Source organism: Elusimicrobiaceae bacterium (assembly GCA_028700325.1).
Classification (GTDB): Bacteria; Elusimicrobiota; Elusimicrobia; order Elusimicrobiales; family Elusimicrobiaceae; genus JAQVSV01.
Map to the genome: position 1 here is coordinate 1 of JAQVSV010000029.1, position 23,004 is coordinate 23,004.

20 protein-coding genes are annotated in these 23,004 nt (G+C 57.3%); 11 read left to right on the top strand and 9 right to left on the bottom strand.

Translation table 11 applies throughout. The features are described 5' to 3' along the window. Positions 1-783: mechanosensitive ion channel (locus PHW69_05335; GenBank protein ID MDD4004610.1), on the bottom strand; the 783-nt coding region annotated here is incomplete at its 3' end. An 83-nt stretch (positions 784-866) separates the two neighbouring features. After that, positions 867-1,430: an OmpA family protein gene (locus tag PHW69_05340; protein MDD4004611.1), complete on the bottom strand. Its 564-nt coding sequence runs from the start codon at positions 1,428-1,430 to the stop codon at positions 867-869. A 208-nt stretch (positions 1,431-1,638) separates the two neighbouring features. Here PHW69_05340 and PHW69_05345 point away from each other — a divergent pair, with 208 nt between their 5' ends. Further along, entirely contained in the window at positions 1,639-2,556 is a 918-nt protein-coding gene (locus tag PHW69_05345; protein ID MDD4004612.1) for a LysR family transcriptional regulator, read from the top strand. Positions 2,557-2,577: 21 nt separating this feature from the next. Here PHW69_05345 and PHW69_05350 read toward each other — a convergent pair whose 3' ends face one another. Further along, positions 2,578-3,876, bottom strand: coding sequence for a chloride channel protein (locus PHW69_05350; protein MDD4004613.1), 1,299 nt, complete (start codon positions 3,874-3,876; stop codon positions 2,578-2,580). A 345-nt stretch (positions 3,877-4,221) separates the two neighbouring features. Between PHW69_05350 and PHW69_05355 the strand changes: the two genes are divergently transcribed. The 4 genes from PHW69_05355 to PHW69_05370 all read left to right on the top strand — a co-directional run bounded on the left by PHW69_05355 (position 4,222) and on the right by PHW69_05370 (position 8,691). Beyond that, the gene (locus PHW69_05355) at positions 4,222-6,198 is read left to right on the top strand and encodes a hypothetical protein (GenBank protein ID MDD4004614.1); all 1,977 of its coding nucleotides are present in this window, start codon (positions 4,222-4,224) and stop codon (positions 6,196-6,198) included. Between the two features lie 138 nt (positions 6,199-6,336). Then, positions 6,337-7,524 (top strand): hypothetical protein, encoded by a 1,188-nt coding sequence (locus PHW69_05360; protein MDD4004615.1) that lies wholly within the window; start codon positions 6,337-6,339, stop codon positions 7,522-7,524. Positions 7,525-7,621: 97 nt separating this feature from the next. Then, the gene (locus tag PHW69_05365) at positions 7,622-8,296 is read left to right on the top strand and encodes a 2-phosphosulfolactate phosphatase (protein MDD4004616.1); all 675 of its coding nucleotides are present in this window, start codon (positions 7,622-7,624) and stop codon (positions 8,294-8,296) included. 11 nt (positions 8,297-8,307) lie between these two features. Further along, on the top strand, positions 8,308-8,691 hold the full coding sequence (locus PHW69_05370) for a hypothetical protein (GenBank protein MDD4004617.1): 384 nt from the start codon (positions 8,308-8,310) through the stop codon (positions 8,689-8,691). Between the two features lie 35 nt (positions 8,692-8,726). Here PHW69_05370 and PHW69_05375 read toward each other — a convergent pair whose 3' ends face one another. After that, positions 8,727-9,551, bottom strand: a complete 825-nt coding sequence (locus tag PHW69_05375; protein ID MDD4004618.1) for a hypothetical protein — start codon at positions 9,549-9,551, stop codon at positions 8,727-8,729. Positions 9,552-9,744: 193 nt separating this feature from the next. Between PHW69_05375 and PHW69_05380 the strand changes: the two genes are divergently transcribed. The 4 genes from PHW69_05380 to PHW69_05395 all read left to right on the top strand — a co-directional run bounded on the left by PHW69_05380 (position 9,745) and on the right by PHW69_05395 (position 14,546). Next, the gene (locus PHW69_05380; GenBank protein MDD4004619.1) at positions 9,745-10,386 is read left to right on the top strand and encodes a MarC family protein; all 642 of its coding nucleotides are present in this window, start codon (positions 9,745-9,747) and stop codon (positions 10,384-10,386) included. A gap of 88 nt (positions 10,387-10,474) precedes the next feature. Beyond that, on the top strand, positions 10,475-11,161 hold the full coding sequence (locus PHW69_05385; protein MDD4004620.1) for a DNA alkylation repair protein: 687 nt from the start codon (positions 10,475-10,477) through the stop codon (positions 11,159-11,161). Positions 11,162-11,227: 66 nt separating this feature from the next. Then, a complete protein-coding gene (locus tag PHW69_05390; GenBank protein MDD4004621.1) occupies positions 11,228-11,527 on the top strand; it encodes an Hpt domain-containing protein in 300 nt (99 codons plus the stop codon). Between the two features lie 10 nt (positions 11,528-11,537). Next, entirely contained in the window at positions 11,538-14,546 is a 3,009-nt protein-coding gene (locus PHW69_05395; GenBank protein ID MDD4004622.1) for an ATPase, T2SS/T4P/T4SS family, read from the top strand. A 201-nt stretch (positions 14,547-14,747) separates the two neighbouring features. Here PHW69_05395 and PHW69_05400 read toward each other — a convergent pair whose 3' ends face one another. The 4 genes from PHW69_05400 to PHW69_05415 are packed head-to-tail and all read right to left on the bottom strand — an operon-like array spanning position 14,748 to position 20,137. Further along, on the bottom strand, positions 14,748-16,979 hold the full coding sequence (locus PHW69_05400) for an acetate--CoA ligase family protein (protein ID MDD4004623.1): 2,232 nt from the start codon (positions 16,977-16,979) through the stop codon (positions 14,748-14,750). Continuing rightward, complete coding sequence (locus tag PHW69_05405) at positions 16,976-17,563, bottom strand: indolepyruvate oxidoreductase subunit beta (protein ID MDD4004624.1); 588 nt, start codon at positions 17,561-17,563, stop codon at positions 16,976-16,978. The genes PHW69_05400 and PHW69_05405 overlap by 4 nt, the downstream gene beginning before the upstream one ends. Continuing rightward, positions 17,560-19,167, bottom strand: coding sequence for a thiamine pyrophosphate-dependent enzyme (locus tag PHW69_05410; protein ID MDD4004625.1), 1,608 nt, complete (start codon positions 19,165-19,167; stop codon positions 17,560-17,562). Before PHW69_05410 ends, PHW69_05405 begins: the two co-directional genes overlap by 4 nt. After that, a complete protein-coding gene (locus PHW69_05415) occupies positions 19,139-20,137 on the bottom strand; it encodes a hexose kinase (protein ID MDD4004626.1) in 999 nt (332 codons plus the stop codon). The genes PHW69_05410 and PHW69_05415 overlap by 29 nt, the downstream gene beginning before the upstream one ends. A gap of 98 nt (positions 20,138-20,235) precedes the next feature. Between PHW69_05415 and PHW69_05420 the strand changes: the two genes are divergently transcribed. Further along, entirely contained in the window at positions 20,236-21,180 is a 945-nt protein-coding gene (locus PHW69_05420) for a hypothetical protein (GenBank protein ID MDD4004627.1), read from the top strand. A gap of 277 nt (positions 21,181-21,457) precedes the next feature. On the opposite strand, the gene PHW69_05425 is transcribed toward PHW69_05420, so the two are convergent. Continuing rightward, positions 21,458-21,907 (bottom strand): PC4/YdbC family ssDNA-binding protein, encoded by a 450-nt coding sequence (locus PHW69_05425; protein ID MDD4004628.1) that lies wholly within the window; start codon positions 21,905-21,907, stop codon positions 21,458-21,460. A 134-nt stretch (positions 21,908-22,041) separates the two neighbouring features. On the opposite strand from PHW69_05425, the gene PHW69_05430 reads away from it, so the two are divergent. Beyond that, entirely contained in the window at positions 22,042-22,797 is a 756-nt protein-coding gene (locus PHW69_05430) for a ribonuclease Z (protein ID MDD4004629.1), read from the top strand. Positions 22,798-23,004: the final 207 nt, after the last annotated feature.

Consider the following 23,004-nt stretch of genomic DNA (forward strand, 5'->3'; position numbering starts at 1 on the left):
CCTGGCGGTGCTGTAAGTTACGCCTGTTTTAAAAACCACCCGCCGGCGGGACATGCGTTTATAGTTGCGCGGACGCGACTGGATAAGATCGCTGTTGGAAAAAATTATCTGTTCGCCGCCCAGGCTCCGGATCCGGATTGTTTTTATCCCGATATGCTCGACGGTGCCCATGTAATCGCCGGTTACAATGAAATCGTCGGTTTCGAACGGTTTGTCGAACAGTATCGCGAAATAGGCGAACAGATCGCCAAGCACGGCCTGCGCGGCCAGCGCTACGGCGACGCCGCCGATGCCCATCCCTGTTACCAGCGCCGACACCTTGACGCCCAGATTGTCCAGCAACAGCAGCAGGCCAATGGACCAGACTATGAAATTGACAATATTGAACAGCCCGCCTAATTCCTTGTTGCGTATTTTGCCGTCCGAGGTTTTGAGAAACCGCGCGTCAAAAACATGGCGCAGTATTCTGAGCGTTCCCGTGATAATGAAGAAGGCGAGCAGTATTTTGCCCAATGCCTGGATTGCCGTCAGAACGCCGGCGGGCAGCGTCAGGCAACCGGCCGCCAGCATAAGCACCAGATAGTACAGATAGGGATAGCCGTTATTTTCCAGCACGTCAAGAGCCAGATTGTCCAGCTCGGTTTTTGTGCTGTCCGCCCAGCGTTTCAGGTAAAAGAACAAAGTGTTTTTCAGCAGACGCAAAACCAATGCGCCCGCGGCAAGCAGGCCCAGAAAGACAAGCCAGCTTCTTATTGCGTTTCCGGCAATATGAATGTTGAGCATTTCAGCTCCTTTTGAGCAAACCCGCCAGGCATACGAGCGTGCCGGCCGTCAAATCCCGGTCCGGCCGGCTTTTCCCGAGCCTGTCATTCGGCCTGCGCCGGCGGCAGCAGTTTCAGCGTTTCCGCGCGTCTGTTCTTCATCCAGCAGGTTTCACTGGTGTTGCGGCAGAGCGGTTTTTCCTTTCCGTAGCTGATCGTGATTACGCGTTCCGGCACTATACCCATATAATAATAGTATTTTTTCACGACTTCGGCACGACGCTGCCCCAGCGCAATATTATACTCTATTGTGCCGCGCTGGTCGCAGTTGCCGGCGACCTGAACGGCTGTTTCTTTATGTTCTTTCAGCCATTTGGCGTTTCCGGCCAGAGTATCCATTGCGGCGGCGGTGAGCGCGTCGCTGTCAAATCCGAACTGCACGGTTTTGAGTTCTGGCGTGTCATGCGCGACGTAATTACGCAACGCGGAAACGTCCGGGCCGGAGATGGTCATGGAGGCGATCTTTATGTCTGCCGCGGGGACTGCGTCTGCCGCCGATTTTACGGCTTGCGGCGCAGACGCGGGTTTTGCCTTCTGACTCGCGCATGCGGCGCAGAACAGTGAAACCGCGGCTGATAACGCGGTGTTTAGTATGAGGTTTCTTGTCATTGTTCGCTCCTTGCGATTTTGTTTCCGTATTGGCGGAACGCCGTTCCGATGCCGCGCGCGGACACGCGCCGGGAGCGGGAACATCATTCGGATTGCCCCGCATCTCCCGCCGGCGCCGTGCCTGCGGCGTTGCCGCCTGTTATAGGATAGTACTTGCAGCAATCATCTTAAAAGACGATAATTATTATAAGCAACATCCATAAAAATTATGATACCTGTAAACTATCACCATCTCTACTATTTCTGGACAGTGGCGCGAGCCGGCAGCATAGCGGCCGCGACGCAGCGGCTCTATCTGTCGCAGCCCGCCCTGAGCGGCCAGCTCAGGCAGCTGGAGCGGGCCTGCAACGCCAGCCTGCTGGAGCGTAACCGCAAAGGCGTTTCACTCACCTTCGAGGGCCGTATTGTTTTCGAACGGTGCGAACGGATTTTTTCGGAAGGCGACGAACTGGCTTTCATAATCCGCAACGGGTTCAAAGCTCCGACTGTCCTGCGCGTGGGCGTTCAGCCCAGCCTTTCGCGGGAAGTGCTGCTGCGCGTTCTGGGGTTTGTGCGGCGGATTGACAAATCCTGCCGCACCGCGATCTTTAGCGGAGAAACGGACACGCTGGGGTTGAAGCTCAAGCGTCAGGAGCTGGATTTCATCATCACGAACGAGGATTGCTCCGCCCGGCTCGGGCAGGGCCACAGGAGCCGGCTCGTCGGGCAGTTGCCGGTCTGTTTTGTGGCCAATGGCATTGTGAAGCGTTTGATACGGCAGTTTCCCGCGGATTTGACTAAAACCGTGATGTTACTGCGTCCCACCGGCAACCCGGTGCGCAAGCAGGTGGATCATTATCTGAGCAGGCGCAGGATAAGCGTAAGGGTCGAGGCGGACAGCGACGATGTTGATCTGCTCAGGCGGCTCGCCATGCAGGGAAACGGAGTGGCGGCGCTCAGTGTCATGACCGTGGCCGCGGATATTAAAGCGGGCCGTCTGGCGAGCCTGCATTCCGTCGCGGTGGGGATTAAAGAGCCGATCTGGTTCGCCTGCCCGCATCACACCCGCTCAAATCCCGCGTTGAGGGTTATGACTGATATCCTTATGGATACGTTCAAAATCCCGAAAGCCGCAATAACTTTGTAATCCGGCGCATGGAAACGGTGTTTATTTCGGAGGCTCGGGATACCGGTCCGCCAGCGCGGCGTATAAACTGCGCGCGCCAAGGCTGCGCACAACCATATAAGCTATCAGCGAAGCCAGCATGATGGGCAATAACATGCTGTGATGGCCTGTCAGCTCGAAGATGATGACAAATGAAGTCATCGGCGCCAGTATCGCGCCGGACAGAAATGCGGACATTCCGACAAGCGCGCAGGAACTGATGGGATAATGGAGAACTCTGGCTATTTCCGCGCCGATGCTGGCGCCGATGGAAAGAGAAGGCGCGAAAATTCCGCCCGCCACGCCGGACCAGTAGGTAAGCACGGTCGCGGCGAATTTGGCCAGAGGGAATACCGCCGGGGTGTTGGAGGTGCTGTGGCTGAGATAGTTTTGCGCCGCGCCGTTGCCCGGCCCCAGCACGAATGGGCCGCCCAGCTGCGCGAGCGAAATTACCGCCAGCGCGCATAAAGCCGGGAAAAGATAACGCCAGCGGCTCTGTGCGAATTTGGCGTAAATATCCGCTCCGCTCAAAATGGCTTTTGAAAAGAAATTGCCCGCTACGCCGGCTATGATGCTGATGAAGATGATCGCGGACATCTGAATATTGGGCGGGTCGGGCAGTTTGCCGAAATAGATGTAATCGCCGGTCATCACTTTTGCCGAGAGCGCGGCCACAATGATCGCCATCAGCACATAGTCCTTGATGCTCTCGAAATAGCCGCTCGACAGTTCTTCCAGCGCAAATGTCACTCCGGCCAGCGGAGTATTGAAGGCGGCGGCCAGACCGGCGGCTCCGCCCGCCAGAGCCAGCGATCGCGGGTTCGGCGAGATCGGCAGAACTTTTGCCAGCAACGACATGCATAAAAACAGCGTGCACACCGCGATCTGCACCGTCGGGCCTTCCCGGCCTACCGACGCGCCTCCCCATACGCCTATCAAAATTGACAGGACTTTCACCGCCATTGTCTGCGGAGAGGTCAGCCCGGATATGAAAGACGCGGCGCCCGGCTGGTGCCCGTGCCGCACCACATAAATGGCCTGCGGAATGCCGGAGCCCGCCGCGCCGGGCGCAAACAGCGTGATCAGGGCCACGGCGAGAGAAAACAGCAGCGGCGCCGCTATCAGGCACCACAGACCGATATGGGCATAGTCAAGCCGGTGTGTGTCTACATAAGCGAACGCGCGCATGAACGCCACGCATACTATGCCGGTGACAAAGGCTGAGGCGACATAGGCGGCGAAGGTTATGCCGTAACGGTGTTTTACAAGCCGCAGAGAGTAAGCGTTTATAGTATTTATCACTGTGGGAATTATACAAATTTTGCAGGCGGGAACATGCGCGCTTGACGGTTCGGTTTGCCTGTCGCCCCTGCTGCGCGCTGAAAAACCGCGGAATCCGGCAAATCGGTAAACGCGGCACCGGGCCTGATTGCCGGGCTGAGCCGATCCCGCGCCGGCGGCTTCCGCTCCGGTTTCAATGCCGGCGAGAGTTTCCGTGAGCGGATGAAAAACGCCGCTGCCGGCAAAACCTGCGCGGCGGGAGGAGCGGGCAGTCCTTGCCGGCCGCAGTCGGAAATTTTTCTGTTTTATGAGGCCTGGGTGCGGGAATGCGGACACCGGCCATGCGGTTTTCAGCCGGTTGTGAAAATGCTAATTTGTGATATGCTCAAAAAATGGATTTTCATCACCGCCAACCTCGCCATTCTGTTCTGGCTGGGTTTTAAAGGTTATGAAATCCGCTCGGACAGCTACGAGTACATAAACCATTTTATATACCGGCCGCCGGGCTATCCTCTGCTGCTGGATCTGTTTCGGGCAGTATTCGGCGCCGGTTACCTGTTTTTTGTTTCGTTTTTCCAGATCGCGGCGGTGTTGCTGGTGTCAGCCGCGGTCTGCGCCGAGCTGAAAAGCCGGTTTGTGTTGTCCGATATCCAGTTCGCGGGGCTGTATGCGGTGCTAATACTGCCGCTTTTCAGGACTTCTGTCATTGAAGGCGGAATCGGGAACGCCATTCTTCCTGAAGCGCTGGCGTACTGCGTTTTCATGCTCGCGATGGCGGCGGGCAGCCGGAGCGCGGTTTCAGAAAAATCCCTGATCGGAGCGGCCGCATTGGCGGTGGCGGCTGTTTTGCTCCGTCCGCAGCTGGCGTTTCTTTATCCGGCGGTGGCGGCGGCCATGCTCCGTTATGCGCGCGCGGCCGCAACGCGGCTGAAGGCGGCGGCGCTGTTCGGCGCGTTCGCCTTGTTGTTTCTGACAGGTGCGGCGGCGGAACGGTTTTATCAGCTGGCTGAAAACGGCAGATTTACGAAAGTGTCCGTCGCGCCCCAGCATATCGCGGCGAAACTGCTTTACTTCGCGGACAAGACGGCGTTGCAGTTGCTGCCCGTGCAGGACAGGGCGGTTGCGCTTTCAATCCGGCAGACGCTTGGCCGGAAAAAACTCCTTGCCGCGGACTATCCGGCCGCCAACCCCGCCATAGCGCAGCGCGCCGCATTTAACGACATCTGCTGGGGCACCATGGCCGCGCTGTATCAGCGCGAAGCCTGTATGCCAGGCGACGAGGCCGCGCGGTGTTATCTGAAGCTAAACGCGTTTTCCCGGCGTGTGGTCGGGGTTTTGGGCCCGGAGTACGGAATTAAGGTCGTGTTTGCCGCCGGCTCAGGCGCGCTGCGCCGGGCCAACTGGCTCACGGCGCTTTTCTGCGTGTGTTTTGCGGCGGCGGTTTTTTGGATAAAAAATCCCGCGCTGATATGGTTTTCGGCGCTGTCCGCGCTGGTTTTGCTTGTTAATTGCGCCGCGGTTGAAATTTTTTCCGATGGAGCGAAACGGCTGTACCTTTATTCCGATGCGCTTGAAATGCTGATACCGGCGCTGACCGGCTGTCTTGCGGTCAATAAACTGTTTCCAGAGCGAATGAAAGGGGCGGCCGGTGTTTTGGCGGCCGCTTTTTTCATCGTGGCAGGCGGGCGGGGTTTTGCTCAGACCGGGCCGGCAAATAAAACATATGGCGCGGAGCCGCAGGTTTGCTCCGCAAGCGAAATCGCCGCGCGCCAGTGCCGGTCGGATCTTGTCATTGCCGAGGGGTTTGCAGCGAAGATTTACAAATGTCCGCCTTGTCCGCCCAACGCCTCGTGCAAGCCTTGCATGCGGGATAATGTCGTTATTTCGCAAAATGACATAACGCTGGAAAACCATACGCTCTCCGAACGGGAAACTGTTGTTTTCGTAAACAATCCCGACGGGTTAAGGCCTGGCGTCAGATATAAATTCACGCTGAAACCGGGGTCGGAGGAATCGGGCGCGGAGCTTGTCGCTTTCGAGCAGGCGCCGCAACCCGGGCCCGAACCTTGCGCGGACTGCGGCTCGGGCGGCTGGGAACGGATGAAGCTGAACTGCGGGAACGCAGTCGCCACGAAAGCCGCTTTGAAGAATTGCCTGATGAAATTCAGCTGGTCGTCGGTCGGCGCGGCCACCGCTACGGATGAAATAAAGTCCGGCTATCTTGAGCCTGGCGGGAGCGGCCTGTTGGAGAAACCCGCCCGGAATGCGATAAAAGTTTTCAGTTACCGGCAGTGGGCGGCCGACGAGGCGGGTAACCTGTACCTGCTGGGGCAGCTGGGCTGACCGTTTTGCCGTGGGTATGAAGCGAAGTCTTTTTGTTTCATACATGGCCTTTTGGCCCAGGCGGGCGATTTTATATCTTATTATACTATACTAATGCTTCGGGCGCGGGTTGACCGATACTAATGAGCGAGGAGATATATGGATTATAAAAAGATGCTGGCCGTATTTTTGGGAATCGGAGTTATGCCTGCCGGGTTTGCCCAGTCAGCGCAGAAAAATTCCGCGCGGGCGAATCTGCTGTCCGCTTATGGCGAAAAGAATGTTAAAATCGCCGTTCCGGCGGGAAAGAGCGAAGCCGCGGTCTCTTCCGCCAGAAAACTGACGATCGTTCCCGGCGCTTTGCCGGAAAAACAACCCCGGCGGCTCGACACCAAAGGCCGCGCCCAGTCGCGCGCGATCGAAGTCGTGAACCGGATGTATGTGGCCGCAAAACCGACGGAAAAGGTTCTTTCCGCACAGCTTGCCGTAGCGGCGGCCATATCTGGCAAATCCATAGAAGAACTTAATACCATGTATCTGTGCGCCAGGCCGGACAATAAAATGGCTTCGGTCCTGCTGGCCGCGGGAGCCGCGCTTTCCGGCAGGGAAATCGGCGAGCTGAACTCCTTGTATGTGGCGGCGAAACCTAACGATATGCTCTCCTCCGCGCTGATGGCGATGGGAGCCGCGATTTCCGGGTTGCCGATGGGAGAGGTTAACAGGCTGTATTCGTCCGCGAGGCCCGAGGCGATAGACCTGTCAGCCGCGATGGCAGCCGGCGCCGCCATAGCGGGCATTTCGATGGATGAGTTCAACGCGCTTTATCAGGATGTGAAACCCAAGGACCGGAAGTTTTCGGCTCAGCTGGCGATAGGCGCGGCGATAGCCCGCAAATCGGCGCGGGAAATAAACTACGCTTACGCAAAAGCCCGGCCCACGGAAATTTCCTATTCGGTGCAGCTGGCGGTAGGGTCGGTGATTTCCGGCATGCCGATCGAAAGGCTTAACACCATGTACGCTGACGCGGTGCCTACTGACAAGTCCTTTTCGGCGCAGCTGGCGGCGGGAGCCGCGATGTCCGGTTTCACTATCGCCGATTTAAACTCGATGTACAAACAGGCCAAACCGACCGACAAAGCCACTTCGGTGCAACTGGCCGTAGGGAACGCTCTCGTTGACAGCAAACTTTCCAGGGCCGACAAGGTCAAACGCTGGTTTGTAAGCATGAACGTGCTGTTCGGGTTTCCCGCAAAGCCCGAGCCTTCGCATGAAGAACATCATCCTCACGACGGCCCGCACGGCCCGAATCCCGGTCCGCACCCTGGTCCTCACGGCCCGCATCATTAAATTCTTTCGTTCAGGCAATGAAAAGGCCTCCTGAAAAGGAGACCTTTTTACAGGGTTATTCAAGTGTTTTGAAATTCGGTTAAGCTATAATAATCCTATGAAAATATCCGTCAGATCTGCGTTTGAACAGCCGTCCGCCCAAAGCGAAGCAACCGTGTTTATTGATGTTTTCCGCGCGGCCACCACTTTGTGTTATCTGTTGCGATATGGCGCTGGTGAGGTGGTAGGCGCGCAAGATGCGGCCCGCATCTCGCAGTACCGGAAGAAGGGCTATATTCTTGTGTCGGAAATTATGGCCGGCGGACTGGATAATTCGCCTTCCGCGATACTGGCGCTCAAAGAGCCGCAGGGCAGATTCATCCACAGCACCGGGAATTTTACTGCCGCCGTATTCGCGAATCCGGGGTTTAAGACGGCGATAGCCGCCGCTTTTGTAAATGCCGGTGCGGCGGCGAGGTATTTGCTTGCCCGCCGGTTCGGGAGTGTGGAACTTGTTATGTGCGGCTATTACAAGGCAGGCCTTCCTGCCGTGGAAGATGCCGCCTGCGCGCAAATGCTGTGCCGGCTGCTGCGCGCAGAGGCGTTTTCCCTGGCATCCTGTCTGCCGGAAATAACCCGGGATATCGAAACCCGCAGGAAAAGCGGAATCGCCTATCCGCACGCGTATTGGCGCGATGTGGAGCTTGCGCTGCGCTGCGACACTGCCGAGGTAGTGCCTGTGATAAGGCGGCTGACGCCGGACACAATAGGATTTTTCAAGCATCAGCAATAAAAGGAGCGTGTATGCCGGAATTGATAGAAAAACCCGCGGAGCTGGCCGCGCACGGCTCAAAACCTAAAGTAATACGGGAATATGTCGGGCGTGTTAAGGGCGGAGCGGAAGCTGTCAGCATAGCGCGGATGGTCAGCCCCGGCGGCTGGGAAGAGGAGGGACAGACCCCTGAATTTGACGAATATACCGTGGTTTTGCGTGGCCTGTTGCGTGTCGCTCACAAGGCGGGAGTTATCGAGGCGGCTGCCGGTCAGGCGGTTATCGCCAGAAAGGGCGAATGGGTTCGCTACAGCACACCCGGCGCTGACGGCGCCGAGTACATTGCCGTATGCCTGCCCGCTTTCGCGCCGGAACTGGCGCGACGTGACGAGCAACAGGACGCACAAACAGTTTGAGGAACGGATTTTTCCCGGCTTGAGAAAAAATTTCTTCAGTTCAGAAAATTGTTTATTACCGTAATGCCGGGCTTAAGCGGCGTATTTGATGATTTGCGCGTGTTGAGGAAAAACATATAACCCTGCGGAAACATTTCGCTGAAAAGGTTTATGTTATCCGGCTCGTTTTCAAACCCGCCGATCACCTTGCCGGACTGGCTGGTTTCGCTGAGCACGCGCTTTTTATATGCGATGACATTTTCATCGCGTTCATTGAAATAGATTGCCACGCCCGGAGTGTCGAACGGCAGTTTGTTGGAACGCAGCGCGCTTTCCGTGCCGGGCCGGTGCATGCCGCGGCGGGCGGTGATATACACAATCCGCGCGCCCGACTTGTAAAGCGCGTTGCAATACGCCGGCGCGCCGGCGACCGCTGTTTCACGGGCCAGATATTCGTTTGTCATGATGCGGGCGTTGCTGAATTTGCTGACTGCGGCGATGAACGCGGTGTTGCTGACGCCAAGTGCGGCCATCGTTTCGCGCATGCTCGCTTTTATAACGCGGACATTGCCCAGCGCGGGAGTGATTTTCGCTGTTTCAACAGGATAAGCGGCGGCTGTTTCGGGCTGGCGTATGAAATCTCCGATAATAAGCAGGCGTTTGTAGCGGCTGTCGAAAGTTGTGTCGTCCAAGTCGAATACAACCACGGGAACGGTGTTTTGCGCCGCTTCATCGCGCACACGGGCGACAAGCGCGGACAGCGTCGCTTTGACTTCAGATTTTGTTTGCCCGGCCGCATAGGCGGCGGGCGCCGCAGCCGGATAAAACGGCTGCAGGAGCAATAATGACAGGAACAGCAGTTTCAACAGGGTATTGGCCATAACTCTCCCGTGCGCTGTTTCAAGGTTATCAGAAGTTCGCGGATAGCGCAAGGGTACAAAGGCCTATAAGTTCCGCTGTGGCCGCCGAAATTATATAATTGCTTCAGGCTGTTGCCGGAAGAACCATGCTTCATGGTTTTTTCAGCCGATTGCAACGCAGTTGCTCTGCCAGCTGACTGCCGGAGGAATCATAATGCATGGTTTTTTCAACACGATGTTCTTCGCGTTTTTCGCGCTGTTCCCGATCCTAAACCCGCCCGCGATGGCGCCGATTTTTCTGGAAATGACTTCCGCGGTCAGCGATTCACAGCGGCACCGGCTGGCCGGGCTTATTGGAAAATACACCTTTCTGATGCTGCTGACCGTGTTGCTCGTGGGCGGCTGGCTGCTCAAGCTGTTCGGCATTTCAATCCCGGTTATCCGGATCGCGGGGGGATTGCTTCTGTTTAACACCGCCTGGCGGATGCTCAATGACACGCCGAAACTTTCGGTTTCGGAACAATCCGAGCTGAAAGCGCAGATGACTTCGCACGCTTTTTTTCCGCTGACGCTGCCGGTAACAGCCGGGCCTGGTTCAATCGCTGTTACGCTGACGCTGGTTCCGACCGGTTCGCTGCTGGCCGTCAAAACCTGGGCGACCGCCGCCGCTGCCGCGGGGGGGATAGGGCTGGCCGCGGTGTCGGTTTTCATATTCTACCGCTATGCCGACAGGTTCATCCGGCGGCTGGGGAAAACCGGAGCCCAGACCATTTCAAAAGTGTCCGCATTCATTCTGCTGGCAATCGGCGTGCAGATTATCTGGGACGGTATCCGCGGACTTATCCTGTCAATTTAGCTAAATTGGCTTTTTCGTCTGCGGTTTCCATTGTACTGACTTGATATTCTTGATATTATTAAACAATGCGCTTTGACACGGCAGGCTGATGACGCTTTCCTTCTCCGAAGTTGAAAAAGAACTGCTTGCCCGCGCCGATTCAAAACGGCTGGCGGGCATGGCGCGTTACGGCATTACAGCAAAAAACGCGTTGGGTGTTTCGATGCCGGAAATACGCGCGCTGGCGCGCCGCACGGGGCGCAATGCCGCGCTGGCGCGGCAATTATGGGCGAGCGGAGTGCATGAAATGAGGATACTCGCCGGACTGGTGCATGTGCCCGGCGAATTTTCCGGGCTGGAGGCGGATGCGTGGTGCGCGGATTTCCATTCATGGGACGTGTGCGACCAGACTTGCCTCAACCTTGTGCGCCACACCCCCTTCGCCCGGGCAAAAACCGCGCAGTGGGCAGAGGACGAGCGCGAGTTCGTGCGGCGGGCGGGTTTTTCGCTCATGGCGGTTCTTGCCGTGCATGACAAGGCCGCCGCTGATGCTGAGTTTGTCAGGTGCCTGTCTGTGATATGCCGTTACTGCGGCGATGAGCGCAATATGGTGAAAAAAGCGGTTAACTGGGCGCTGCGGCAGATCGGAAAGCGCAACGCCGCGCTTAATGCGCACGCCATTGAGGCCGCCCGCGCCATGCTGCGGCTGCAATCACGGGCCGGCAACTGGATCGCGCGCGACGCGCTGCGCGAACTTTGTTCGGAGTCTGTTGCCCGCCGGCTGAAAAAGGCGTGACTGTAGTCACGCCGCGCCGCCCCGGCGGTTTGTTAAAATATAAGGAACTAAATAAGCGGAGTTTTTATGGCCGAGAAAATAATCGTCAAACCGGATCCGGATCTGATAGATCTCATTCCGGGGTATCTCAGAAACCGCAGGACCGATGTCGTGGAACTGAAAAAAGCGTTTGCCGCCAAGGATTTTCCGCATATACGTTCTATCGGGCACAGCATCAAGGGATCCGGCGCGGGTTACGGGTTTGACGGACTCACCCTGCTTGGCGCGGAACTGGAAACCGCGGCCAGGGACAACAGCGAGGCGGCGGTGCTGGCCAAGATCGCGGAGCTGGAAAATTATCTGCTGAATGTGGAAATAGCTTCTTAACACGCAAGTCATGACGGAAACAGCGCAAAAAACCATTTTGATCATTGATGACGACCAGGATATACTGGAACTCGTCCGGCTGTTTCTTGGCAAGGAAAACTATCGCGTAATAACGATGTCCGGGCCGGAAGGGGCGCTGGAAAAAGTAAGGGCCGTCGTGCCGGACCTGATTCTGCTTGACATCATGATGCCCGGCACCAACGGCTACAACGTTTGCGCCGATATCCAGAAAAACAGCGGCCTGGCCGATATCCCGGTGGTGTTCATAAGCGCGCTTTCCGGCGAGGAGGACCGCGCCCGCGCTTTTACCGTGGGCGGGGTCGGCTATCTGCCAAAGCCGATTACAAAAAAGAAACTGCTGGAAGCCGTCAGCTACCATATCAAGAAGGCTGAAGAATGGCAGAAAATAGCGAAAAGCTCGGTTGACCAGAAACGGCAGGACGCTACCAAGCGGCTGGCCACCGACTTTGTTTCTTTCAAAGATTTTCTGATAGACCGGTTCGGCGTGACTGACTCGCAGGCCGGGCAGATCCTGCCTCTGCGGTGGGACGAGGTCTATTCGATTTCCCTTATCACGCATAACGACGAGCGCGCCATTTCGCGCGCCATGGCGGATTACACCGGCTACGAATATATCCCGATCATCAACCCTGACGATATCAAGCTGGGCATGCTGCCCATTTCGTTCTGCCGCAGCAACTCGGTGCTGATCATAAGCGAAGGCGTGAAAGATGACGACGACGAGGAACTGGTGTCCGCCGCCATCAGCAATCCGTTCAACACCGAGCTGACGGAACTGCTGCGCTCCAATATCTCCAGCCTGAGCCGGATTTTGGTGACGGAGCCGGAAAACATCCGCTCGCTGTTAAACCTTGATTCGGGCGAAGTGTCTTCGAACCTCACTATTGAAAGCGCGAAGGCCGCTTCACATATCGTGACCGGGGGGAACCCGGAAGATATTGAAAAAAAGCCCGTGCTCTATATTTCGGACCGGATTCTGGAGTCCGCAGTCAAGGAGCGCGCCAGCGATATTCATATAGAGCCGAAGGAAACCTCCGTCACGGTGCGTTTCCGCGTGGATGGCGATCTGCATGATTTTTTTAAATTGAAACCCATGACGGGCGCGATGGTGGTGTCGCGGTTCAAGGCTTTGTCCGGCATGGATATCAGCGACCGCCGGCGTCCGCAGGACGGGTCGTTCAAAATCATTGTAGAGCACCGGGAATATATACTGCGTCTGGCCACCACGTCAACGCTGTTCGGCGAAAGCCTGGTCGTGCGCGTTGTCGAGCCGGGCGCGAAAGCGGTCAGTCTTATCGAGCGCGGAATGAATCTGCGGCAGGAGCAGGATCTGATGGAACTGGCCCGCCGCAACAGCGGACTGATCATGATGGTCGGTCCCACCGGATCAGGTAAAACCACCACTATTTTCAGTTTGCTGGCCAATATGGACACGCAGTCCCGCAGCCTTATTTCCGTAGAAGACCCGATCGAATACCGCATTCCCAACGCCAAACAGCATCAGGTCAATGAAAAGGCCGGCGTTACGTTTGAGGCTTTGCTGAAATCTTCCGTCCGGCAGGATCCCGACATTCTGTTTATCGGCGAAATCCGCGACAAGGCGTCGGCTAAAATCGCCATTGATTTCGCCAGCACGGCGCATCTGGCAATTTCCACCATTCATACGCCCAACGCCACGAGCGCGATTTTCCGGCTGGAACGGCTGGGTATTGAACGGGACGTGCTGTCCGTCACCATTATAGGCATTGTGGCGCAGCGGCTGCTCAAGCGGCTGTGCCCGCATTGCCGCAAGCTCAAACCGATGAGTTCGGAGCAGATATCGTTTTTGAAACTTTTCAGCGACAAGGAAATCACCGAGTCGGCTCATCCGGTGGGCTGTTACCGCTGCAATAATACGGGGTATCTGGGCCGGATGGGCGTGTTCGAGATAATCAAATTCGACCCCGATATCACGGAGATGATCCGCAATGGCGTTACAATAAGCGAACTGCGCCGGATAATCGGCCAGCAGCGCAAGTACCAGCTGATAGGCGAAAGCGCTATCGAAAAACTGCAGAATTTCGAATGTTCGTTCCAGCAGGTTTACGACAAGATTCTGGTTGAAGAAATTATTTACCAGCCGGCGGTTTCGCCCGTCGAGGGACTGGCTTCGCTGGAACCGGAACAGCTTGACTACGAGGGCTATTCACCGCCGGAAGAGGGGCTGGCCGCGCCCGATCCGGGGGTGGTGATTCAGAAGGTGCTTTCGAACAAGGGCGGCGTTCCCGCCCGCAGGCAGGATGCTCCGGCCGCGCCGCAGTCGGATGAAAAACCGGCGCCCGAAAAGGCCGGAGCTCCCCAGTCCGACCCGCTGCCTGTGCAGCGGCAGCAGGAGGCTGACGGCAATGCCGCAGGCGCGCAGGCTGTTCCGGCTGCGGACACGCCCTTTGCGCCGCCTTCCGCGGTACCGCCTGCCGCACAGGCGCCCGTGGCGGCTACTCCGGTTGTCTTGCCGGGGCCGCTCGCCAGTCCGATAAAAGTGCCGGAGTTCGCCGCGCCTGTCACGATAGTGGGGCAGGACCAGATGACTTTCGCGCCGGCCCGCAAGTATGTCGAGCCGGGCGGCGGAGGAAATTCCGAGGCGCGCAAACCGTCGGTGCTGTTTGTGGACGACGACCCGGACATGCGGCTTTTAATCGGCCGTATTTTGCAGAATAACGGCTACGCCGTCACCGCTTCCACCGACGGGGCGGACGCGCTTTTCCATATCGCCAAGGAAAATTTCGACCTTATCATAGCCGATATCGAAATGCCTACGCTTAACGGGCTGGCTTTTGCGTCCATCATACAGGATAAAGGCATCAGGGTGCCGCTGATTTTTCTGACTTCGCATAACCGGCAGGAATCGGAAAGCAAGGCGTTTTCGCTGGGCGCGGAGGATTTTATCCAGAAGCCGGTTCAGAAGGAAGTGTTTCTGATGCGGATCGCCCGCGCGCTGCGCCGCCGGGTCGAAGCATGATTTCCCGGTTCGGTTCCTGAAAACAAAAACGCGCCGTTTTCACGGCGCGTTTTTTTTAATATCCGGCGATTTGCGGCGATCCGTTTCCTGCCCTGCGGCTGACCGGCCGGCCCTGCGGCGGAGTGAAAACAACTCAACCGCGCGCGGGTGGCAAACGGTTTCTTAAGGCGAAAGAACCAGCCCGGCAAACCGGAGGTGTCTTCATTTTTGCGTGAAGAAGGCGCTGAAAGCGCGCAGGCACCGGTCCGCCGAAGTGAATACCGCCAGCCCTTCCTTTGCCATCGCCTGCCGGTACGGTCCGTACAGATCGCCCGCCGCGGCGCAGAATGCCACGGGCGTTTTGTACCTGCGCGCCAGTTCGCCCAGTTTGGCCGGCAATCCGTCTTTCGAGCCGAATCCTTCGGACGGGATGCTTTTCATCACAACCGTCAGCGGTACCGGCGAGATAATCATGGCGTCGTACTCGCCGGAAGCGAGCACCGCTTCGGCGATGCCGGAAAGCACGAAATCAGGGCCCATGGGCGTAACGTCCATCGGATTATTCACATCAACAATGCCGTCAATCTTTCCCGCCCGCAGCAGCTCCGCAAGTTTGGCTTTCAACCCGTCCGACGGATAGACCGGTTTGAGATAACTGCCCGGTTTTATGTTGTCAGCCATCGCGGCGGATTCAAACCCGGCGTTGCTTAAAATAAACAGCCGGCCCGTGCCGCGCCCGTGCGCGGCGTAACCGGCGCACATCTGCGCGTAGTCTTCAAATTCCTCAAGTGTGTCGGCTACAAACGCGCCCGCCTGCTCCAGCAGGTATTTTGCCACCGTGAAACTGCCCGCGATCGAGGCGGTGTGGCCCATGACGGCTTTCTGGCCGGTGGGGGTTCTGCCCGCTTTGTAGACCGCCACTTTCTTGCCGTCTTTAACAGCTCCGGCCACGGTTTCAGCAAGCCGCAGCCCGTCGCCGGGTTTGAGCCCTTCCATATAAAGAAGGATCGCTTTTATCTCCGGATCCTGCGCGGCGGCGCGCGCGTAATCTGGCACGGTGACGTCCATCTGGTTGCCTACGGTAACGCAGTACTCGGGCCGGAACTCCGGGTATTTGCTGGTTACCGTAATGACAAAAGCGCCGCTCTGGCTTATGAACGCGGTTTTTGCGTGGCCGGGCGTGGAACCCAGCGGCGGCGTCATTTTTTCTTTCGGGATGAACAGCGTGTTCACTTTCGACGGGTTCGACACGATCCCCAGCGAATTGCCCCCGCTGAGCGCGAAATCGGGATTTATCTGCCGCGCTTTGGCGATCATTTCAAGCACTTCGTCCTTGACGCGTTCCGTGCCTTCTTTCTCGCCCATGCCGCCGCTGATAAGCACCAGCCCGTTGATCTTGCCCGATGCGCCCGCCTCCTCCAGCAGTTTCGGCACCGCCGCGCCCGGCACGGCGACCACAAGCATGTCAATCTGTTCGGGAAAATCCGCGCAGGAGCGATAGCATTTGACACCGTCAATCTCGCCGTTATAGTCTTTGAGAATATACAGGTGTTCTTTCGGAAAGCCCGCGCCGAATACGTTATTCAGAATTATGCGGGCCATATTCATCTTGCTTTCGCTTACGCCCGCAACCGCCACGGTCCCGGGTTTAAGCAGGGACCAGACTCCTTTTTCGGTCGGCACGTTGCGCGCGGGTTCCGCTTCGCCGGCCGGCTTGAACCGCAAAACGCCGTCGAGCGCGACGAGCCGCCCGCCGGAAACCGCAAGCGGATTGACTTCCACCTCGTCAATGATCCAGTCGCCGTGATTGCCGTCGAACCGGCGCATGAGCGCGGCGAACGCGGTGATCCACTCCGCTATGGCCTTGTCATCGGCGAGGCGTTTGCCGCCGCGCACTTCGCCGGCGGCGTATTTCCAGATCCAGGCCGATTTGACAAAGGCCTGTGTTTCATCGGGCGTGTTCAGCGCGTAGGCCGACGCGATCGCCGGCGAAGTGCCGGGTTTCAGCATTTTTGTCAGGCCTTCCGCGTCGGTTCCGCCGACTCCGAGCGTGAGAATCGGGCCGAAACCGGAGTCCATCCGCGCGCCGAGCATCAGTTCCTGCCCCAGCGCGAAAACGGCGTGCTCGACATATTCGGAAATCATTATGCCTTCCGCGTCAGGGAACTTCGCTTTCATTTCCGCCATTACGGCAACAGCGTCGGTTTTAGCGCAGATTCTCACGCCGCCCGATTCCGTTTTATGCAGGGTTTTGGCGGAGGAGATTTTTATGACCGCTTTTTCACCCGGCAGTCCGGCTATGAAACTGTCGCCGGTGTCCGACATCGGCAGCACCGCCTGTTTCGGCGTGCCGAGCCGCAGCGCGTTAAATACCGCATACACTTCCGCTTCGGAAAGCGAGCGGCGTCCTTCGCCGAACGCTTTGTCAAAAATTGCCGATACCGCTTTCATCATGCCTCCAGTTTGGCCGCGTGTTCCCGGCCCATGTCAAACGCGCGCAGATTCATTTCCACGACCGCCGCGCCTTTGGCGGCGAACACTTTTTCTATGCCTTTGCGGATTGCGGCGGGCTTGAGCCCGATGAAGTCCGCCGCCGCGCCCAATACCGCCACGTTCTGGGCGCGCGTGCTGCCGGCGTCTTTGGCCACGGCTTCCGCGTCTATGGTGTAAACGGTTCTGCCTGCGCGGCGCAGCTGGTCCAAAACAGTGTCCATGGCGGGATAGTCCGGGATGTTTTTTACCGGAGCAAGCGCGGTCACCACGGTTCCTGTTTCCGACAGGTAGTTCATTTTCCGCAAAGCCTCAAGCGGCTCCAGGCTTATCAGCAGGTCGGCCCGGCCTGTGGCGATAAGGTCGCAATGGATAGCTTTGTCCGACAGGCGGACCTGCGTTTCCACCGCGCCGCCGCGCTGGCTCATGCCGTGCACTTCGGACTGGCGGAAATTGAGGCCCTGTTCTATAGCCGCGTCCGCTATCATGACCGCCACCGCTATGGTGCCCTGCCCGCCCACTCCGGCCAGAATAATGTCTTTTTTCATGCTGTTCTCCGTTTCCCGATGATCTGGATGCATTCCCGCTCGGCGATGATAACGGACAGGCCGGCATAATCCAGCTCTGCGCCGATCAGCGCGGCGTTCTCCCCGCGTTTTGCGGGAAGCGGACTGATCTTTTTCAAATGCGCCGGATCAACGCCCAGCCCGGCCACTACGGAATGAAGTTTCGCGCCGTTGGCAAGGCTGTCCTGCGCGCCGGTCATGGCGGTGGTGCCGTTGTCGAGAATGATCAGTGTCATCGGCGTGTTTTCGCGTGCCGCGCCAAGCAGCGAGGTAAGCCCCGAATGTTCAAAGGTGCCGTCACCGAGCACGGCCACCGGGTACTTCAGCCCGCCCTGCGCCGCGCCCTTGGCCATGCCGACGCTAGCGCCCATCTCCACGCAGGAGTTTATGGCGTTAAGAGGGGGCAGCGCGCCGAGAGTGTAGCAGCCGATATCGGAAAAAACCCGCGCCGGCTGGCGCGTTTCAAGCGCGTCATTGAGTGCCGTGAACGTATCAATATGAGGACAGCCGGGGCACAGTTTCGGCGGACGAGCCGGGATAGTCACGGAAACCTGTTTTGTCTGCGGCTTCGCCGCGTTTAAGAACCGGGCGACGCAGTCTATGGCGCGGTCGGGGTCGAGCTCGCCTGTTTCGCCGATAAAGCCGTCCAGTCGTCCGCGCACGGCGGGCCCTGCGCCCGCAAGGCCGTTGATGCGTTCCTCAACGAACGGATAGCCGTCCTCGAACAGCATGACTTCGCTCTTGCCTTCAAGGAATTTCGCGAGCAGTTTCGGCGGGATCGGATGAAATCCCAGCCGCAGCACGTCTACGGCGATGCCGAGGATCTCAAAGGCTTCCATAATATAATTGTGTCCGGTGCCGCAGACGATTATGCCTTTGGTTTTGTCGGCCGGGTTCGCCGCGGGCTGGATTTTGTTCCAGCGGCAGTTTTCCGCGTATTCGCCCAGCCGTCTGTAGCGGTTGAGCGCGGCGGGGTAGAGCCGGCGCGCGTGCGCAGGCAGAATAACCCATTTGTCGGGATCGTCGGCTATGCCGAGCCCGTTATTTTCATCGGGGGGCTGGCAGGCCACCACCGCGCGGCTGTGCGCGATGCGGGTGACGAGCCGCATTAAAACGGGCGTCTCGAAATCTTCGCTGAGCTTGAACGCTTCGCGGGTCATATCGTATGCCTGCTGCTGTGTCGCGGGTTCGTAACAGGGCACCTTTGCGAAAGAGGCGTAGTAGCGGCTGTCCTGCTCATCCTGAGAGGAATGCATGCCGGGATCATCGGCCACGGCGGCTATCAGCCCGCCGTGCGCCCCGATCACGCCGGAACAGACGAATGGATCCGCCGCGACGTTAAGCCCCACATGTTTCATCGTCACGATCGCGCGTTTGCCTACATAGGACATGCCGAGCGCTTCCTCGAACGCCACTTTTTCGTTGCCGGACCATATGGCGCTGTAGCCGTATTCCGACGCGTGTTTTTCAAGATATTCGAAAATTTCCGTTGACGGCGTGCCCGGGTATCCGAACGCGCCTCCCAAACCAGCGTCGGCGGCCGCCTGACCGACCGCTTCATCGCCCAGCAAAAGCATTTTTTTCATTTGCGCTCCGTACCTGTCCATTCCTGATTTCGATAATACCCAGCTTAACTGATTTTACCTTGCGCGCAAGGCTTTGGCATTGTTTTGCGTCAATAATGCCCGCGCCCAGGCTCAGGCAGTCGCTTGCGGCCGCGCCGAGCGCGAATTCCGCGCATTTGCGCCGGGTTTTCCCGGCGGCGAACGAGTACAGCAGGCCCGCCATGCACGAATCGCCGGCGCCGACCGGCGTTACAACGGTGACGGGCGGCGGGCAGAATTTCCATAACTGGCCGTCTGAAACAGCCAGTGTCGGGCCCGGGCCGTCGGTCACCATGATATGGCGGGTGCCATTTTTGCTGGCTTGCGCGTATAGCACGCCCAGATTTTCAGCAGTGAACGGGCGCCGCGCCATGAATTCGAATTCTTCGCGGTTAATCCTGATGAGGTCGGGCCCGGCCTTCACAATGGCGCGCAGCGGCGCGCCGCTGGTGTCTGCCGCGCACGCTATGTTTTTTGTTCTGGCTATGGCGATAAGCTGATTGAAAAACGATACCGGCAGGCCGGGCATCAGCCGGCCGCAGAAGGCCGCGAGATCACAATTGCCGAGCGCGGCGGTGTAGCGGCGCACAAAAAGATCGCGTGCCTGCCGCGGCACGGGCGAGCCTTCTTCGTTGAAATCCGTGGAAACGCCGTTTGTGTCCGCTATTGAATAGCAGACCCGGCTTTCGCCCGGCGAAAAAGGCACGCAGATGGAATTGAATCCATCTTTTGTCAGCACTTCCGTTATCCACCTGCCGTTATGTCCGGCCACAAAGCCCATGAGCGCCGCCGGCGCGCCAAGCGTCTGCAGGGCGCGTGCCACATTGACGCCTTTTCCGCCGGGCATGGTTTTCACGTTTTTCATACGGTAGACCCGGCCCCGCTCCAAAGAATCTATCACGGCGGTTTTGTCTATCGCGAAATTGAGATTGACCACAAGAATCCTTTTCATGTTTTCAAATTTAGCATTTTTTGCGAACAGCCACATTCGCACGCCGGTTAATATTTTGTAATATTGCAATTAGATTATATTGCGGGAACGTGATTCTTATGCTCTTGAAAAAAAATAAAATATTTCCGCTGGTACTGTGCGGCTTTATGGCTGTTTTCGCGGCGTGCGCCTCATCCGGAAAGAAACCCGATAACGGGGTTAACTTCATTCCGTCGCTGGAGCGGGCGCTGGAAATAATGGGCCAGACAAAAGGCGGACATGAGCTGGCGGATTATCTGTGGGACCATCCGGTTCCCGTAACATACGCGCAGCTCGCAGGGCCGTGGCCGAAGTATGACCCTGTCATCAAACAGATTTTCCTGCCGCGCGATATTAAGGAAAACGATTATCTCGTGATGCTGGCGCTGGCGCGCGCGATTGAGGTTTACCGGATTTGCGATACGCTCGGACTTGACGAGATTATCGTGGAGACCGAACAGATAGCGGCTTTGGGCGAAATGGAACTCGCCATTGAAGTGGGCCTTAAGGAACGCGAAGGCGAAGATTCCCTGCCCGGACAGAAGCTGCTCGACGAATTCTGTTCCTTCATGGTCGAGGGCGCTGACGGGCTGACGGATAAAGTCAGAGGCGATTGCCTCGCGCTGCATCCCGAATATAACCGGCCTTACAAAAGTGTGGACGCATATGAAAAATGGCTCCGGCAGACGAAAGAGGCGCTGGACGGAGGCACTTTAAACCAGCTTATGCTCAAACGCGACCGCGATCTTGTGCGGCGCGGCGAAATTACTACCGCCGACGCAGACAAGAACGCTTCCGCTTTTGCGTCCCTTGAGCCGCGCCAGATTTACCGCCAGTACAACGACATGTATATTCAGGGCATGGAAAAAATGGGCAGGCTCAAACGGCTGTATCAAAAGCGCATTTCACGGGACAAATCGTGGAGGAAAAAGAACGAGGCCGCGATTTCAAGGCAGTTGTCCAGAACCAGATACTGCGGCACGTTCGTACGGGTTGAGGATTATCACGTTCCCGGTCAGGACTGATTTTTTGCGTCCGTGTTCCGCTTGGCGTGCGCGGTTTGATGGAATCACGAGGTTATTGCGTTGTATAAAAAGAACCGCCCGGCAAGGGCGGTTTTTTTATAAATTCCGCTCACCAAAACCCGGCGCTGGCTGGCACGACATAATGATTGCCGGCATGGCATAGCTCAAGCAGAGGGATGAAGTGTGTAACCCTGCTCAAGCAGGACAAACGAAGTCTGGACCAAAAAACTCCCCCCGGCTTATGCCGGGGGGACTTTCACTACAGAGAGGCAGGGGTTCAAGATATTTTTTCCTGCATTTTCCGCAGAAACGAGGTTATCTGCTCGATGTTTTCATACGGCAGGCGAATGCCGCGTTTTGTCCAGCCTTTATAGGAAATGTCATCCTGCCATTCGCGCAGGTCTATGCCGGTGGAATCACGGTAAATGGTAATGCGCGCCACCACGGACAGGCCCGGACGTTTCGCGAATTTGCCGAGTTCTTTTTCCTCCAGAGCCTGGGGTTCCTTAGGCAAGGCGTCGAGCGCGCTGAGCACGCCGACGACTATTTCCCTGCTCATCGTTATGCCGGAACGGGTGGGCCCGTTATAGGAATCCCGTTTCAGGTATTTCCGGATGGACGCATACTTATGGCCCCGGTATTCATCAATTGAAAATCTTATTTCGGAACCTTCCGTGGCAGGAAGAACGCCAATCTCCTCAAGTACTTTAAATCCGCCTGACAGCATAGATTCTCCTTGAAACAATTCCATTTAAAGCCTGATATATTATATACATATCGGCGCGCAAATGTCAACATATGCGCAACCGCATAAAAACCCGGAGACTTCCGGTTTCAAGCCAATATTGCTAGACTTTTTTTATGAAAGTGATTATACTCGGCTCGGGCGGTTTCTATCCCGACGTGACCGGCGAAGCCGTCCGTAATCCGGCCGGCTATGCCGTGGACGCCGGAGCGGGTGTGCTGGTATTTGATCTCGGATTCGGCAACGTAAGACAGCTGGCGCGGGCCGGCATTGAACTGAGCCGGATAAGCCATGTGTTCCTTTCCCATTTTCACCCGGATCATTGGGGCGATTTGCCCGCGCTTCTGTTCGCCTACCGTTATAATGCAAAGCCGTTAAACGGCCGTTTGACTATAGCCGGCCCTGCGGGGCTGTCCGCGCTGGTTGCTAGGATACGGGCCGTTTCGCCCGGATATTTCGACGTGTCAGGCTATGCCGAGGAAGTTATTGAACTGGAACCGGGCCGGGAGTTTGTGGCGGGCGCGTGCCGCGTCGGCTGTATGAAAGTGGAGCATGGCGCGCAATCGCTGGCCTATAAAATCCGCGGTCCGCATGAGGGGGAAACGGTGTGTTACACCGGCGACGCCATGTTTAGCGCCGAACTCAGGAATTTCTGCGCCAGGGCGGAGCTTGTTATCGCTGATGCAGGCTGCGCCGGCTGTCCGCCCGGCAGCCCGCATATGACTCCGGCGGAAGCCGTTTCGCTGTCCGATACGGCCTGTGTCTGCCTGTCGCATCTTTGCGGCCGGTCGGCGGAACAGGCGGAAGAATTGGCCGGCGGCCGGATTTTTGCCGCACGGGATCTGCAGGTGATAGATCTTCCGCTGCTTTGACCGGTCTGATGCCGGCGGGCAAATAGTTACGCGCTTTCGCCATGTTTTTTATATAATCAATGATAAGATGTTTGCGAACCACTTATGAACATGCCTAATGCTGAAGCTGAAAAAGATCCCATTGTAGGGCTGGATTTTGCCGGCTGCCAGATTGTCAAAAAACTCGGCGCAGGCGCGATGGGCACTGTGTATCTTGGTCATCATCCC